Source organism: Nitrospira sp. Ecomares 2.1 (genome assembly GCF_965152585.1).
Genome location: NZ_OZ224219.1, coordinates 50,815 through 65,491, shown reverse-complemented (window position 1 = coordinate 65,491; position 14,677 = coordinate 50,815). Strand labels below are relative to the sequence as shown.

Here is a 14,677-nt window from a genome sequence, read left to right as displayed (position 1 = left end):
ACCTCAGATGCTTACAAGAGCTTCGAATACGATTCCATCAAATCCTTCATGATTTTCCCCCCTCAAAGGCGGAAATACATAGTTTGCCTCCCGTTTCCCGGAAAGCTGTCTCTTCCTCTGGTCATATCCCACGTAATCTGACCCTGGTGAATATTCACCCCTCCGATTTCTGAAGCATGCCGCCACGTTTTCGTTGACAGGATTTTCCGTTCACCCTACACTCGGGGACCAAACAAGGCCGAGTGTTCCTCTATGTTGACCCAACCGCATAACATCATTGCCATCATCTATGATTTCGATCATACGTTGAGTCCCCATTACATGCAGGACCATACCATCCTGCGACATGCCGAACTTGATCCTGCCACCTTTTGGCCCAGCTGTACCGATTTAATCAAAGAGAAAGGCTACGACCAGGAACTGGCCTACATGAAACGCATGTTGGAATATGACCAGATTCGAAGCTTGTCGAATCAGGATCTCGAGTCCATGGGCAACCTTTTAGAGTTTTTCAAGGGAGTTCCTGAGTGCTTTGGTGAACTCAATACCATTCTCAAAAAACCGAAATATGAGGAGTTCGGCATCCGGCTTGAACACTACGTGGTCAGTTCAGGTCTAAAGGCCATTTTGGATGGAAGCGTCGTGGCTACCCATGTCAAAGCCATTTTCGGATGCGAGTTTGATGAAGAAAACGGCCATATCAGTTTTCCCAAACGCACCATCAGCCATACCCAGAAAACCCAGTTTCTCTTTCGAGTGAATAAGGGCCTACTCAATCTCGACCAGGACGTGAATGATCACATGCCGGAAGAGAGCCGCCGAGTGCCATTTCCCCAAATGGTGTATGTGGGGGACGGACCCACGGACGTTCCCTGTTTCACCCTCATGAAGAAGAACGACGGCTTTGCCTTGGCGGTTTACAATCCTGAGGACCAAACCCGAAGATCCTTTGAAAAATGCTATCAGCTTACCCGGCATGCCAACCGGGTTCATTTCATGGCGCCGGCGGACTATCGACCCGGTAGCCATTTGCGTTTGATTCTTGAAAAGCACATTACCGAGGTTGCCGATCGCATGGTAGATAGTCGACGCCAAAGCGTTGAAGGATCTCGCATTCCCGCCCCTCTTCCATAATTATTCTTTATCCTATCCCCGGCCTCCCTCATTCCTTGGTCTCGGGTATCTCATTGCATAAGGTATTTTCGGTCGAGTAAGGTAAAAGGAGTTAAATGTCTTATAACAAAAGCGACCTTCCCACCAGGAGGTGGAACATGTACACAGCACAGAAATTTTTCACCACTTTAATTCGCAAGAATGTCAATGGTTTTCACTTCGCTCTGCCTGCGGCAGCCTTCACTCTCCTGTTCCTGGTCAGTAACGTGAGTGGCGCCGATGATCCATTTGGCAGCTCGACCCTGTCTCCCAACAAAAACGATATGCTCAAAGACATGGCGTATGATCAGGTCAACTGGAAGCGCCCACAAGGGGTCTTTACCTGGATTACCATGGCAACGGGATACGACACACCCTGGGATTCCCTTGGACGGCCAGGATGGATGACCACGGGGGATGCGTATGTTGAACCCGTTAACCCTGGCATTTCGGAATTCCCCTTAGACACGCAGATGTTTTACATCGTCTTCGAGGCACAACCACTAGACGCCCCTGGCCAATTCGCGATTGCGTGGTTTCACATGAAGGATGGTCAAGTGGCGTCGAATACGCCCGTCGGACAAGACGTGATCGAACTGGAAATGAATCAACGATCCGGATACTTTCAAGTTTCAAAACCGGCGGATGGATGGATACCGGGAAAGTATCAAGTCAAGATTTTTTATGGCTCGCCAGGCCAGGCGCTGCATGCCGTCAACGTCATCGGCACCATGGAGTTCACGATCAAAGGGTAAATACTTGTAGGAATTACAGTCCTTCCAAGAGAATTGCCGAAATCTTTTTGCTTAGTTACCGACCAACGGGTAATTGTCCGCAACACCCTTGCACCTGCTGAATAACGACCTGGAGTTTTCTAGGCCTCTCAATCCCAATTGTTTCCCCTCTTCGACCCATGTGCCGCCCGAACCTCTGCGTGGACGCTCGAAAGAACCGGTCGGCCGAGTCTGGGCAAAGTGAGTTGCTCCGCCCTCACTTATAGGTTGCGCCTCCCAATCAGATGAGGCCGGATGACGGTCAAGGGTTGGGGATCCTTTTTCGGAACCCTAAGGACTTCGACGGCTAGGCCGAAACCCGCCATTTATCATCAATTCCAATATCGTAATAATTACCGCGAAGGATTCGGTTGGGAAGCAGGGGAGAGGGGTGGGGAGGTCGCAGGGCGGCGGGAACGGAGGATTTCTTCCAAAGTCAAAAGGGCATCACGGCCGGAGTTGGTTTCAAAACCTTTAGACAAACTGGTATCGGCATAAGCATGCCCCTGCTGTTGCGTCGCGCTCTGGCTCAAGCTGCCTGACCAGGGGCGGGGATCCTGCGACCCATGCTTCCGACCCCAGGCCGCCAGACAGGCCTTAGCGATAATCTTGTTAAGTGGGGCCGGATTGTACAGCATCTTTTTGATGTTCCAGGGGGTCAAACTGAGCGGGTTGTAGCCCTTCGATAAATAGCCTTCCGACAATAATCGTTGCTCCAAATCCGTATTGGGCTGGATTCCTAAGAAAAACATCAAGGGAAACACCCGGTCTTCTCCCAATATCGAGGCCACCATTTTATAGGACTCAATACTTTGAAGGAGAGTTTCTTCTGTTTCATCCGGTGAGTTCAGCGAATAATTCAGAATGACCCGCCCATTGAATCCCGCCTCCTTCAAATACCGGCATCCGTCATACAAATGTTCAAGCTTGAAGCCCATATGCATGCTATTCAGGACCTTTTGCGAGCCCGCCGTGATCGCCACTTCCAAATCTCCCACTCCTGACTGAACCATCAACTTAGCCAACGTTGGATTAATCAGCGAGGTCCGGACGTATCCCGACCATTCAATGTGTAATTCCTGAGAGATGATTCGTTCCAAAATTTCCGTACATTGAGGGTACGCATCTTTGCCGGTGATGAACTGCGCGTCGGTAAACCAAAACCGTCTAGCTCCCCATTGGTGATAATACTGGGCAATGTCCTTGACCACATTTTCCGCCGGACGGTAGCGTACCCGCTTCCCTTCAATATACGGATAGAGACAAAAGGCGCAATCATACGGGCAGCCACGTTTGCTCTGCACACCGATACATTCGCCGATATATTCACGGTATTGGGGAAAGATTGACGTGAGATAAGGAATATCCACGGAGAGCGCATCTAACAAAGCTGGAGTATTTTTGGTGCCCTTGGTGACCTTTCCCTGCTCTTTAATAATGAACCGTTCTTCACCAAGAGGCTCGCCGTTCAGGACTTTGAGGATGGCGTCCTCTCCTTCTCCCAGAATACCAATGATACCTTCCGGCAGTTTTTCAATAAGCTGGTCAGCAAAGGCGGTGAACGCTCCGCCGCCAATCATCATTCCGGTTGAGGGGAATTCCTTCTGAATTAACCAGGGATAGGAAAGATTATGCCGGATATCCGTATAATAACGGTATAAATTGTGTAAACCTTGGAAAGAGGCGACCACCCGTTTCAGGGGATTGCTGGCGTAATAAAAATTAAACGCATGCTCGAGCGAGGCGTCACCTTCATGCGGGGAAAAAATTTGGATATCCCGCCATGAAAAACACACCAATTCCGGCTGAAAGGCCTTGGTCGCTTCTCTTAATTGGGCTTGACGTTGATTCGGCGGAAATAAGGAGAGATCCAGAATTTGCTGACGCACATCCGGCCGGCGCCGGTGGATGAAGTCGGCCAGGTAGGTAATCCCGGTGGGATAGACCTTTTTACAGGGGAGAAAGACGTACAATACGGAGTTCATCGTGCTATTTCACCGCCACATGAATGGCAACAATTCCACCGGTCAGATTGTGATACTCCACAGACTGAAACCCGGCTTCCTTGAGTAATTGAGCTAGCCGGTTTTGATCTGGAAAATTCCGTATCGACGCCGGGAGATATTCATACACCCCCGTGCCATCACGGGCCACCTTGGTGCCAATCCATGGGAGCAAATGAAAGGAATACCAGTCGTACAGCTTGCGCAGGCCGGCTGAAACAGGACGGGAAAATTCCAAGCACACGAAGCGACCTCCGGGTTGCAAGACCCGACAGATTTCGGAGAGCGCTTGGGGAAGATTCCCGACGTTGCGAATACAAAATCCGGCAGTCACCGTATCAAATGTGGCAGACGGAAAGGTGAGATGCTCGGCATTCATTTGCAAACAAGTAATACGGTTGGCCAATTTCTGGGACCGGACCTTATCCTGCCCCACACGCAACATGGCTAAATTCAAATCCGCCGCGATAATTTGGCTCGTATAGCGGAGATGTTGATCCACTAAAATCGCAAGGTCGCAGGTCCCCGCACCTAAATCTAAGGCTCGTGTCCCAAAGGTGTCAGGAATATAGGAAATCGCCTTGCGTTTCCAGGAATGGTGCAGACCAAAACTGAGAAGGGAGTTATTCAGGTCATAAAATTTGGCAATGGCCGTGAACATTCGCTGGACGGCCTGCTCCCGAGCCGGACCGGTCCATGTGGAGGCCGCCTTGCCTGGAATTTCAATTTTATTCATGACAGGAACCACCTCAAGGACCTAGCACCCGATCTCAAGTATTGTCAAGAATGAAGGCCTTCAGAAAACCGGTGTGAGCGATCAAAGCCTGGCAACACACTGATCAGAACAAGACCGGAGAGGGCACTAAATAAACAGGGTGGTTTCCGCACCCGAGCAGGCAGAGATAATCGCAGGCAACCCCATCACCTCATCAACCCCCTGAGTGACTGCTTTGGCATCAACCCCCATATACTCCAGTCCTGCGCTACAGGCGACCAGTTTAAATTGGCCAACGTGACGGGCTTCCTCGAACATTTCCGAAATGAGTGGGACTTTGCGTTCACGGATCAACCGGGCCACTTCGGGGGCTTGAGCGGCATACTCCGGAGGAAAATCCAATTCATTTATCCGGCCTTCCGCCAACTTTTTGATTGTCCAGAACAACAAAACCACCATCACGTCTTTCCCCATCGCCGCCGCCGTTAACCCCAGCGTCGCCACTTGATGCAACTTATCATAGGTCGCATTATGTGCATAAATGACGAATCGTGGCTTAGCCCCCATCTTAAATCTTATCTCCGCTTATCCTCATACCCAGCCAAGCTTGCCGATGCGACATCGCACTCCTTCTCGCTACTTCCACTATTCTGACGAACAGGTTGTTATCGTTTTGTGGGATGAATCAACGGCTGTGGCTTGCGTCGAGTGAGTGTCCAACCCTCTTCCTCATATAACAAACAACATTTCATCCGACCACAGACCCCGATCCGGTGGCTATCCATACCATTCATGGGGGCATCTGCCCGTCCCCGAGGATAGACCGGCTTAAAATCAGTCAAAAAGCTGGAGCAACACAACACCAATCCACAGGTATCCACACCGCTCAGTCTGGCGGCTTCCTCCCGGCTTGAAATCTGGCGCATCTCAATCCGACATCCAAATCGCCTGGCTAGATCTTTGACCAGTTGCCGAAAATCAATCCGATCATCGGCCGTATAGGTAAAAGTAAGTGATCGCTGGGCAAACGATCCAAACACCTCCACCAAGGTCATTTTGAGGCCGGATTCTTCAATTCGCTGATTACAAAATTCCTCACCTTCCTGGGCCAATCGGACCTGGCGGGCAATCTGACGTTTATCATCTTCAGTAGCTTTTCGAATAATCTGCCGCATCACCCGCATTGGCGGGCTAAATGGAAGAAATTGAGGAGGGAGATAGACTTTCCCAAAAGTATGGTCGTTATCTAAATCCAACAAAACCCAATCGCCGACTTTCACTGTATGATCATCGGTCCTGGTTTTTTTAACCTCCCCTAGATCCCGAACTTTGACGCCGACCACCGCAACTTCTTCTATAAATTCTTTTTGGTCTTCAGATTCCTGCACCATGAATCATTGTCTCCCTTTGCTACCTAGGAATACTGTAGGCGTGAGGTTCAATCATACCGGACTTGCTGGAAGAGGCCAAGCGGGAATCCTGGAGGCTCAGGCCTCGTGACTTCACGCCACCCCTCCCATGCCATGGCTACCGTTGTTTTCGCAGGAAGGGAGGAGGAGCATGATCCAACTGATAAAGCCCAAGTGGTGCCAGCTGATCTGACAGATGAGATACCAGGGTTTCTCCATTGGATCCGACTCCAAACACATCAAACGCCTGGCCGAAATGATAGCGACAGCCAAACGGTTCCAGTTCCTGCTTAAGACTTTCAGGAGGATCCCAATTCGCGGTGAGCAGGGCCGTCCGGGCCGGATTACGCCCACTGAACATAAACGATAAATGATCGGGATACCAATCCGCACCTCCCGTCGCATAGGACACAAACAGCCTGGCTTGAGCCGTTCGGCACAACTCGGCTAAATAGTCATTGGTCAAAAAGCCGTTTTCTCCCACCTCCAACCAAGTTCCCGGAGGAGAGAGACAGGCATAGGCCGCATAGCTCCGGACTTCTTTGAGTTGTTGTTGTGAGGCAAAAACCAAGGGAATCGGACCATACTTTGACACGAGCTTGGCCATGACCTTGTCTTGCAATGCCGAGTGGCCATCATTGGTCGGCCCGCTATCGGCATGCACCAACGTATTCCGCCCACGGTCCGCCACCAAATAACAATTTCGAGGAAGTTCCACATCACATGGGTCTTCACCGAAAAACGGCACGGACACGACCTCGGCATCTCCTATACGCCAACTTTCGCCATGGGCCAGCTCCCTGACCTGTGAAAAACCTAGTTCCCTGAGAAGGGACAGATAATCATAATGCAGCGTTTTCCGGTTGCGTCGACTCGGCACAAAAATCGGCACATCTTTGGGTAAATGGTACAGGGTTCGGGGATCGACATGGTCGTCATGATCATGGGTGAGAAAAATTCCAGCCGGGCGGGGCAGGAGATTGGCCCACAGAGATGGGACAGGCGACTCCGCGAACCATGGCATGAGCCAGGGATCAAACCATAAAAAACTATCCTGATGTCGATACATCAACGCGGCATGACCCAGATGCACCACATCCTGGTCCTTTGTGATTTGCCTCCAATGGGCCTCAATGGAGGTGTTTGGCGCAGTGGCGAGACAATCATGGTCTTTCAAGAGGGTAAAGAGCTGCGCCAATTGACGCTCAAGGTCTCGCCCGCCAGCCTGGGCCACCGTTTGAATTTCGCCCATCGTATTCCTGCCAGTGAGAAAACCCAGGAAATGCCCTACGTTCGGCCCGATTGGCCGCTCAAACCCAAAGGGGATGGCTTGTCGCGTGACGGAATTAAAAATCCGCATTCCCCCGTATGTCATTTTGGCCGAGGCAGTAGGATTTCTTGGATAGGTCCAGTGAAAGGTTCCATCGGATTTCCGTCCGCATTGAATATGTCGTTGCAGGGGAGGACGGCTTTGCACCACTTCCGCATAGGCATCCTCCAAACGACGGGATATCTGAGGGTCATCCACAGAAGCTCGTTTGGCCATGATGTCGCTGATGGCAGTCTCGATACCGCTCATCATGAGCCCATGCACCTGATGAAGACTGCTGACAACTTCCGGATCCACCCCGCCCAAAAACGGAAATGGTCCGGGCTCTTCCGCACTTTCCAACTGAACCCACACCCAGGGGTGCAGTCCGACATACTGCGTGGGATCAATGTTCGTCCAGGGATTCATCACAACGTGAGATGGAGAAAAAACTCGGTCGTATATGGTGAAAAGAAGGAACCCCGGGGGTTCGACCCTTCTCTATCACAATTGGATTGAGGGTTCAAACAACACCTGGATTGTATTGAAATCCGGATCTGAGAGATAAAACGAATAACTGCCATCACGATGTTGCTTCAGGGGTTTCACAATCGTGGCGCCCTGTTCCGTGGCTTCGGAAAACAGCGCATCCACACTTGACGGAGAATCCATGATAAACCCCAAATGATCCAACGGGTGAACCCGGGAAAGGTTAAATTGACTTAACTCTTCAGCCGTCACTTGATGCAGCGCCAGATTGTCATAGCCCGTACTGAGATAAACATTTTCGGAATCAGGATGCCACACAACTTTCATCTCAAACAGTCGTTCATAAAACCGTTGGGAAACCTGAACATCCCGCACCCGCAAGGCCAAATGTCGAAGGCCACGGGTTTTTCTTTTTTCCTGCATCTCAATTCCGTGAATGGATAAAGAGGGAAACCGCATCACTCAAGAGTATTTTCGGAGAAAGGCATCATAACCAGGACACTGGAAGGGAGCAAGTTGCCAAACAAACGCCGAAGGTTCCTAAGGTCTGTTAAAAATCTTACCCTGTTCAACTTTCCCTCCTAAAACCTTTGGACTATCATTCATGATCAGGGGGATTTATGGTATTTTATGAATGGAATATATACAAAATTGTGGCATGGTCAGAAAGAATTGGAGGAAAAGATGGCAGGAATGATGCGGAATCGACGGATAGGGTATATCGGGGTAGGAGCGTGCCTACTCTTCATCGCTGGAGCTTCCAGCATGGTGAGCGCTTCCGAGACCCCTCAGGAAATTGTCGGAAAAGACGGCGCTCCCATGGTCTTGATTCCCGAAGGAATCTTCCCGATGGGAGTCCCTAAAGCGGCCAGGGATGGGGGACTCGACGAACGGCCGAATCATGACGTGTTCGTGAGTACCTTTTATATGGATAAGTATGAACTCACCAATGGACGGTATCTTCAATTCGTGACCGAAACCGGGCACCGCACTCCCCAACATCCCACGGATCCGAAAAGGGGTCTGTGGAAACAGAATATGATGCCCGAGTCGGTTACCGACCTTCCGGTTATCAACGTGGACTGGAAAGATGCCGAAGCCTATTGCCACTGGGCAGGAAAACGTCTTCCCACCGAAGCCGAATGGGAAAAAGCGGCAAAAGGCCCCAACGACTGGCGCTTTCCTTGGGGTGACGTCGAACCCACGCTGGACCATTTGAATTTCAATCAATCGTGGCGCGGAGAGGCCACATTAACCCAGGTGGGTATTTATGAAAAAGGCAAAAGCCCCTATGGTATTTACGATGTAGCTGGCAATGTCTGGGAATGGGTGGCTGACTGGTACGAAGCAGACTATTACAGCAAGAGCCCTGCACGGAATCCGCCAGGACCCGAAACCGGCACATACAAAGTGTTGCGGAGTTCAGGCTGGCAAGGGGAGACACCCCAGGTGCGAATCTTCACGAGGATCAAAAGTCTTCCAACGGACCGTAATAATTCCACGGGGTTCCGATGCGCCAAGGATGGGCCTGATCCATCAACCCACTAAACCTTACAACCCGTTGAAAGTACCACCCATGAACGGTGAACAATCCAATGCCGGCTTTCAAGGGCTCCGGGTCGGGGCTCTTGAAAGCCGGATGGCTAAGGAAATGGAACGGTTGATTGTCCGGCACGGAGGAGTGCCCCTCGTCGCCCCGTCAATGAGGGAACTCCCTCTATCGGACAATCCTCAGGCGCTGGAATGTGGCGATGCCTTGCTGGCTGGTCATGTCGACATACTTGTCCTGCTCACCGGAGTAGGATTTCGGACTCTGCTGGATGTTGTACAAACCCGGCATACTCGCGAGGCGATCATAGCCGCATTGCGCGACACGGTCCTCGTCGTGCGGGGTCCCAAACCAGCCCTGGTATTAAAAGAGCTTGGACTTCAGCCGAACATTCTGGTCCCTGAACCCAATACCTGGAAAGATACTCTCGTCGCTCTTGATGCATCTTACCCGGATGGGCTCCAGGGCTTACGGATCGCGGTGCAGGAATATGGGGTCAGTAACCCGAAATTTCTAGAAGGCCTGAGGGAACGGGGAGCGAAAGTCCGACCGGTTCCGGTCTATCGTTGGACCTTACCTGAGGATCTGGCACCCCTGAAACATCTGCTCCAGGAAGTTATGGATGGGGTCATACCGGTTTTGTTGATCACCAACGCCATCCAAGTTGAACATCTCATCAAGGTGTTAGAAAAGGACGAAAAGATCAATGAGTTCAGAAAGGCGCTTCATCGCATGATGGTCGCCTCCATCGGCCATGTGGCAACTGAACGTTTACGCCACTATGGATTTCCGGTGGACCTCGAACCTTCTCACCCTAAAATGGGGATTCTGGTCAAAGAAGCCTCACACGCCGTTCACACAATCCTGACCACGAAGAACCCCCCGCCAATGAGGGATAAACCCTCGCCCTGATCCTCAGCATACACATCAGACATTCACACGTAACCCTTTTGTAGGCATTCCTTTTAAATTCCGACTGGGTCGGAGCGAAATGCGCCAAAATTTCAAGCACAACCCGCTAACTGGAATTTTTAGAATTTATAATAGCTACCGGGTTTCGGCCCGGTGGCCGAGGTCCTTTTGTTTCGGCAAAAGGACCCAAAACCAGTGACGCCCCGTCCGGCCTTATTAAGATGGGACGGACGCGAGCCTGAAGAGGGCGGCCTAACTCGCTGCGCTCAAACAAGGGCCGCCGGTCCATGAGAGCGTCCGACCCAAGGACCGGACGGCAGGCGTCAGTCAATGGGGAGGGGCCATAGACACAGAAGACCATGGAAATTTATCGTAATCACCATTCATTTGGGAGTCCTTTTTTTTGACAGGAAAAGGCCCCCTAAGTGGTCGGCGTTAGACCGCGTCAGCTCAAGGAAGACGTTGGCGCCATTTTTCAGGATCGCGAGCGGTGTGAAATATGCCGTAGACCGTCACTTGATCTTCAACATACTCATAGAAGATTGCATACGGGAAGCGTCGCACCAACCCGCGACGATAGTTCTCGAAGACCGTCATATACATCTCGGGTGTGCGGCAGAGAGCTTCAATACACGCATCGACACAATTCAAAAACTCCTCCCCCAAACCGGTTCGCTGACTTTCGTACCAGGCGTGCGCTTCTGCGACATCTTGCCCGGCCTCCGGGGCAATGATCAACTCAACGGCCATAACGACTTCGGACTCTTCGTTTGACTTCTTCCCACGTGAGTCCGGAGGCCGGGTTTGTCATCAGGCGGGCCTTTCTCCGGGCTAGCTCTTCCTTTTGCCAGTCATGAACGGGGACAGCTTCGGGACTGGCCGCAAGGTCATCCCACAAATCTTCGACAAGCTGTAGTTTTTCGGACGGACTCAGATCAAAAATCGTGGGATTGGTTGGGTTCACCTGAAAACCTCCTTCAATGGGGTTCAAACATAACGAATCCTATATAAATAGTTACTTAGTAATCGGCACTCAATCTCAATGGGGAAGTTGACCACCCCTAGCTCGAATTGTTCCAGACAAGTTTTCCGTTCTGCGTTGGATTACCGCATCCACTGACGATTTTAGCTGAGTTAGATACATCAATGACAATTCTCACTAGATTACCCCGGTAAATGCCGCCGGCACTCCTCAACATCCCGGACTGTGGGAAACAAGCCCGGGATTATCCTCAATTTCTGCCATGGCTTGCTTAAGAACATTCACCCACTCATGGCAGACAGGGTTTTCCAATCTCGTTGTTGCACACGAACAAATTCCGTCTTCGCGGACTCCCACAACGTTTGCCAATGGGCATGGTCAGAGTTGCCAATGCCCGGAATAATAAGAGTAGGGACATTCACAATGGCGAACCTTTCCGCATTTTTAATGAGGATTTTTAGAACATTTCGGGTGTTGAAACCATAGTGTCAGTGATAATTAGCTTTCGAGGATTACTTTTCATGGTCTAACGAACATCATTTCTTCAAAGGGCTTTGGGTGACATCGGATGTTTTGAACATGAGCTGGGTGCGGAAAATAGTCACCCTTGAAGCATTCACTGAAAATGGCCACTTGTGGGGGCACCAAAATTTTAGAAAAGTTATTGGGACGAAATAATCCGTTTGACTGACGAAATATTTCTGGATCCCTTCCTCTTTGCCACCTTATCACCTCATCACCTCATCACCAAAGAGTGCAGCGGGCATTGTCTTGTCTGCAAAGAGGAAGTGAACAGATTGCATGACGAGCAAATTCGCCTGCGTGGGTGATACGGGCCGCAAAAGGCTCTTGCGAGACTTCTTCAGGAGCCGTTCAACACTTCTACGAAAGGCGGCTGTATCTATGGGTGCCATTAATCCATTCTCGGTCCCCATCAAAGAAATTATTCCAGGGGAAATACCGGGTTCTTTGCTACGCTTCTCGGTAAAGGAAAACTGCACCAGCGTCGTTTCGTTCGGTTCCCAAGAATACTGAGGCTCTCCCAGAAGAGTATCTAAGTTCGTCACAGGAGAAAATTGTTTAATAAATCCCTTCAGAAATGTAAAAAACGGGTTCAAATCTTGCCGCGTAAAATGGTCAGAAATCCAGAAATTGATAAACCACGGCTTGGGTATGTCGGAGAGGCGCCTTTGACACTCCCGCTTGAAAAGAAGTTTCGTTGGTTCATTCGTAACATTTTGAAGCCGCTTTACTTGCAAATCAAAACTAACGCCATGCATGAAAAAACGAAAATCTGGGGGGTTCTGAGTCTCTGGCGGCTCATATTGCAAAGCCTGCACCTCTTGGTTACGGCGGAGCATCTGACAAATCCAGATTTCAAATAGAAAGTCACATGCCTTCTCAGGATCGGGCTGGGTACAAAAGTTTTGTACAAGCCTGTCAAAACCCAATGAGTGGAGGTCATTCAGGATGTCGTTAAGAGTCTCGATTCGATCAGAGTCTTCAACATACCCTTGGTAGATTCCCAGATTTTTGAGGATATTAGGTCGAAATCTTTCATGTATTCTTCCTTGTGACAAAACTGCCCTCTCTCAGTCCAACCACACCTTACACCCTCTTTGAACACCAACCTGATCGGCTTTACCACACAAAAGGAATGAGGCGTTTTGTCTGACCTCTGTAGGCCTCATATTCAGGGAAAGGTTCCATCAAAGGGCACTCTTCGTGCTGGAGTTTGACCAATAAGGTCATCACTAATCCCACCCATAAAAGCAAACGGTAGGGAAGCGGACTTCCCAGAGTCCAAGCCAGGGTCACCAACAAGACGCTGGTATACATGGGATGCCTGATCCAGCGGTAAGGACCGAGGACAATCAATTTCCCCTGGCCGGGAACTTCCGGAAAGACCTTCACTTGTCGCAGTCCCATAACCTGGACCGCCCAGGGGCCTACCACCCCGCCAACGGCAAGTATGACTCGAAGGCTCCAGTCTGAAGGCCACAGTGGCCCGGTGAAGGCAATCAACCCGATAAGGACAAATTGTATCCCGACAAGCGTCAGAGAAAGAGCGGAAGGCGATTCATTTCTGTTGTCTTGATTCATAAACCGCTTGTACAAGCTCCCGAAGCGTTTAGACCCACCCCTTTAAGAAAGACCATCAATCTTCCGAGGATTTTCAAGGAAGGGGTACAATGAATCTCACGACTGACAAATTGCCTTCGACGTATACGACGTCTCTCACGACGACAGTGGTCCAGACGATGATGCACTGGCACTCGACATTCCTCAAACCCATTCTCCCGGCCGTCTTTTTTTTCGCAGGGGTGACCTATGATACCCTCACGCTAACACGCATCGATCGATTGTTGGATAATCTGATTATCCTCCTCTACATTACGCTTCTCGGCACGCTCATCATCCTCACCGGACGGTTTCAACTGGGACTAGTTCCCTCAATACCGGACAGATCCGGATGGAATGTCCTTAGTCTGATGCATCAAGCCCGCCCGCACTTTGATAAAGCCCTGCAATTCTTATTAGGGGGACTGTTCAGTGCTTATGCCATCCTTTATTCCCAGAGCGCGTCATGGTCCACCTCCGCCATCTTTTTGGGAATCATTGTCGGGTTGTTAATCGCTAATGAGTTTCTTTCCAGACGATATTCCAGTCTCAAAATGCTGGTGGGCCTCTTTTCGATCGTCACCTTAAGCTTTATGACCTTTTTCCTCCCTGTCCTGACGGGATGGATGAATGCCTGGGTTTTTTTAGCCGGTGCCCTCATCACCATTGCCGTCGTGTGGAAAACCGTCCGGCTCACCCTTCGCGGCATTCCCAATCTTCCTATCAGAGCTTCCTTGATCATTTGCTTCCCGGCTTTTGCCCTGGTGGGAATGTGCGCCGCGTTATATTTTTTAAATTGGATTCCTCCCATTCCTCTCTCACTCAAATCGGGAGGCATCTACCATCACATCGAAAAGCAGCAGGATCAGTACCTGCTCACCTATGAAGATGGTCCCTGGTACGCCGTGTGGAAACGATCTGATGACCGTGTCGGAACAGACACACCCGTCTATACCTTTTCATCCGTGTTTGCTCCGATCACCTTGCACACCACCATCTATCACCATTGGGAATGGCGACCCCTCAAAGAATCAGGTGAGTTCATCACCACGGATCGCATCCCCATTTCCATCACCGGCGGAAGAGAACATGGGTATCGCATGTATACGATGAAACACCGGCTCCAGCCTGGTGAATGGCGAGTGAATGTGGAAGCCGAAGACGGGCGAATTATCGGACGCATTGCGTTTTCTGCCGATTCAAATTATTCCCCCTCCCATGAACTGACGACCATCACACAGTGAAAATAAATTCTTCTTTCCT

Annotated in this window: 16 protein-coding genes; 5 read left to right on the top strand and 11 right to left on the bottom strand. The window is 50.5% G+C overall.

Going from position 1 to position 14,677, the window contains the following annotated elements; translation table 11 throughout:
• Positions 1 to 252 precede the first annotated feature (252 nt).
• Positions 253 to 1,134: an HAD family hydrolase gene (locus tag ACWHYD_RS00290; RefSeq protein ID WP_447963950.1), complete on the top strand. Its 882-nt coding sequence runs from the start codon at positions 253 to 255 to the stop codon at positions 1,132 to 1,134.
• Between the two features lie 137 nt (positions 1,135 to 1,271).
• Positions 1,272 to 1,907 (top strand): hypothetical protein, encoded by a 636-nt coding sequence (locus ACWHYD_RS00285; RefSeq protein ID WP_447963949.1) that lies wholly within the window; start codon positions 1,272 to 1,274, stop codon positions 1,905 to 1,907.
• A 371-nt stretch (positions 1,908 to 2,278) separates the two neighbouring features.
• On the opposite strand, the gene ACWHYD_RS00280 is transcribed toward ACWHYD_RS00285, so the two are convergent.
• From ACWHYD_RS00280 to ACWHYD_RS00255, 6 genes are all read right to left on the bottom strand, one after another.
• The gene (locus ACWHYD_RS00280) at positions 2,279 to 3,910 is read right to left on the bottom strand and encodes a B12-binding domain-containing radical SAM protein (RefSeq protein WP_447963948.1); all 1,632 of its coding nucleotides are present in this window, start codon (positions 3,908 to 3,910) and stop codon (positions 2,279 to 2,281) included.
• A 4-nt stretch (positions 3,911 to 3,914) separates the two neighbouring features.
• Entirely contained in the window at positions 3,915 to 4,664 is a 750-nt protein-coding gene (ubiE, locus tag ACWHYD_RS00275; RefSeq protein ID WP_447963947.1) for a bifunctional demethylmenaquinone methyltransferase/2-methoxy-6-polyprenyl-1,4-benzoquinol methylase UbiE, read from the bottom strand.
• A 126-nt stretch (positions 4,665 to 4,790) separates the two neighbouring features.
• The gene (locus ACWHYD_RS00270) at positions 4,791 to 5,210 is read right to left on the bottom strand and encodes a hypothetical protein (RefSeq protein ID WP_447963946.1); all 420 of its coding nucleotides are present in this window, start codon (positions 5,208 to 5,210) and stop codon (positions 4,791 to 4,793) included.
• Between the two features lie 98 nt (positions 5,211 to 5,308).
• Positions 5,309 to 6,034 (bottom strand): regulatory iron-sulfur-containing complex subunit RicT, encoded by a 726-nt coding sequence (ricT, locus tag ACWHYD_RS00265; protein WP_447963945.1) that lies wholly within the window; start codon positions 6,032 to 6,034, stop codon positions 5,309 to 5,311.
• Positions 6,035 to 6,170: 136 nt separating this feature from the next.
• Complete coding sequence (locus ACWHYD_RS00260) at positions 6,171 to 7,790, bottom strand: MBL fold metallo-hydrolase (RefSeq protein WP_447963944.1); 1,620 nt, start codon at positions 7,788 to 7,790, stop codon at positions 6,171 to 6,173.
• A 75-nt stretch (positions 7,791 to 7,865) separates the two neighbouring features.
• Positions 7,866 to 8,273, bottom strand: coding sequence for a VOC family protein (locus ACWHYD_RS00255; RefSeq protein ID WP_447963943.1), 408 nt, complete (start codon positions 8,271 to 8,273; stop codon positions 7,866 to 7,868).
• 207 nt (positions 8,274 to 8,480) lie between these two features.
• Here ACWHYD_RS00255 and ACWHYD_RS00250 point away from each other — a divergent pair, with 207 nt between their 5' ends.
• Both ACWHYD_RS00250 and ACWHYD_RS00245 read left to right on the top strand, forming a co-directional pair.
• The gene (locus ACWHYD_RS00250) at positions 8,481 to 9,398 is read left to right on the top strand and encodes a formylglycine-generating enzyme family protein (RefSeq protein WP_447963942.1); all 918 of its coding nucleotides are present in this window, start codon (positions 8,481 to 8,483) and stop codon (positions 9,396 to 9,398) included.
• Between the two features lie 28 nt (positions 9,399 to 9,426).
• Complete coding sequence (locus ACWHYD_RS00245; protein WP_447963941.1) at positions 9,427 to 10,311, top strand: uroporphyrinogen-III synthase; 885 nt, start codon at positions 9,427 to 9,429, stop codon at positions 10,309 to 10,311.
• A 450-nt stretch (positions 10,312 to 10,761) separates the two neighbouring features.
• Here the strand turns inward: ACWHYD_RS00245 and ACWHYD_RS00240 are convergent, their stop codons facing one another.
• The 5 genes from ACWHYD_RS00240 to ACWHYD_RS00220 all read right to left on the bottom strand — a co-directional run bounded on the left by ACWHYD_RS00240 (position 10,762) and on the right by ACWHYD_RS00220 (position 13,396).
• The gene (locus tag ACWHYD_RS00240; RefSeq protein WP_447963940.1) at positions 10,762 to 11,061 is read right to left on the bottom strand and encodes a type II toxin-antitoxin system RelE/ParE family toxin; all 300 of its coding nucleotides are present in this window, start codon (positions 11,059 to 11,061) and stop codon (positions 10,762 to 10,764) included.
• Positions 11,051 to 11,275: an addiction module protein gene (locus tag ACWHYD_RS00235; RefSeq protein WP_447963939.1), complete on the bottom strand. Its 225-nt coding sequence runs from the start codon at positions 11,273 to 11,275 to the stop codon at positions 11,051 to 11,053. The genes ACWHYD_RS00240 and ACWHYD_RS00235 overlap by 11 nt, the downstream gene beginning before the upstream one ends.
• Positions 11,276 to 11,574: 299 nt before the next feature.
• Positions 11,575 to 11,715 carry an alpha/beta hydrolase gene (locus tag ACWHYD_RS00230; protein WP_447963938.1) on the bottom strand — a complete coding sequence of 47 codons (141 nt, stop codon included), beginning with the start codon at positions 11,713 to 11,715 and terminating at the stop codon, positions 11,575 to 11,577.
• A 306-nt stretch (positions 11,716 to 12,021) separates the two neighbouring features.
• The gene (locus ACWHYD_RS00225; RefSeq protein WP_447963937.1) at positions 12,022 to 12,744 is read right to left on the bottom strand and encodes a hypothetical protein; all 723 of its coding nucleotides are present in this window, start codon (positions 12,742 to 12,744) and stop codon (positions 12,022 to 12,024) included.
• Between the two features lie 190 nt (positions 12,745 to 12,934).
• Positions 12,935 to 13,396 (bottom strand): methyltransferase family protein, encoded by a 462-nt coding sequence (locus tag ACWHYD_RS00220; RefSeq protein ID WP_447963936.1) that lies wholly within the window; start codon positions 13,394 to 13,396, stop codon positions 12,935 to 12,937.
• Between the two features lie 89 nt (positions 13,397 to 13,485).
• Here ACWHYD_RS00220 and ACWHYD_RS00215 point away from each other — a divergent pair, with 89 nt between their 5' ends.
• A complete protein-coding gene (locus ACWHYD_RS00215; RefSeq protein ID WP_447963935.1) occupies positions 13,486 to 14,658 on the top strand; it encodes a DUF2914 domain-containing protein in 1,173 nt (390 codons plus the stop codon).
• Positions 14,659 to 14,677: the final 19 nt, after the last annotated feature.

What these genes read in the sequence shown, in the direction of transcription:
- ACWHYD_RS00285 (WP_447963949.1), top strand. Translation starts at nt 1,272, where the DNA reads ATGTACACAGCACAGAAATTTTTCACCACTTTAATTCGCAAGAATGTC.
- ACWHYD_RS00215 (WP_447963935.1), top strand. Translation starts at nt 13,486, where the DNA reads ATGAATCTCACGACTGACAAATTGCCTTCGACGTATACGACGTCTCTC.
- ACWHYD_RS00280 (WP_447963948.1), bottom strand. Translation starts at nt 3,910, where the DNA reads ATGAACTCCGTATTGTACGTCTTTCTCCCCTGTAAAAAGGTCTATCCC.
- ACWHYD_RS00270 (WP_447963946.1), bottom strand. Translation starts at nt 5,210, where the DNA reads ATGGGGGCTAAGCCACGATTCGTCATTTATGCACATAATGCGACCTAT.
- ACWHYD_RS00250 (WP_447963942.1), top strand. Translation starts at nt 8,481, where the DNA reads ATGAATGGAATATATACAAAATTGTGGCATGGTCAGAAAGAATTGGAG.
- ricT (WP_447963945.1), bottom strand. Translation starts at nt 6,034, where the DNA reads ATGGTGCAGGAATCTGAAGACCAAAAAGAATTTATAGAAGAAGTTGCG.
- ACWHYD_RS00240 (WP_447963940.1), bottom strand. Translation starts at nt 11,061, where the DNA reads ATGGCCGTTGAGTTGATCATTGCCCCGGAGGCCGGGCAAGATGTCGCA.
- ACWHYD_RS00255 (WP_447963943.1), bottom strand. Translation starts at nt 8,273, where the DNA reads ATGCAGGAAAAAAGAAAAACCCGTGGCCTTCGACATTTGGCCTTGCGG.
- ACWHYD_RS00260 (WP_447963944.1), bottom strand. Translation starts at nt 7,790, where the DNA reads ATGAATCCCTGGACGAACATTGATCCCACGCAGTATGTCGGACTGCAC.
- ubiE (WP_447963947.1), bottom strand. Translation starts at nt 4,664, where the DNA reads ATGAATAAAATTGAAATTCCAGGCAAGGCGGCCTCCACATGGACCGGT.
- ACWHYD_RS00220 (WP_447963936.1), bottom strand. Translation starts at nt 13,396, where the DNA reads ATGAATCAAGACAACAGAAATGAATCGCCTTCCGCTCTTTCTCTGACG.
- ACWHYD_RS00290 (WP_447963950.1), top strand. Translation starts at nt 253, where the DNA reads ATGTTGACCCAACCGCATAACATCATTGCCATCATCTATGATTTCGAT.
- ACWHYD_RS00245 (WP_447963941.1), top strand. Translation starts at nt 9,427, where the DNA reads ATGAACGGTGAACAATCCAATGCCGGCTTTCAAGGGCTCCGGGTCGGG.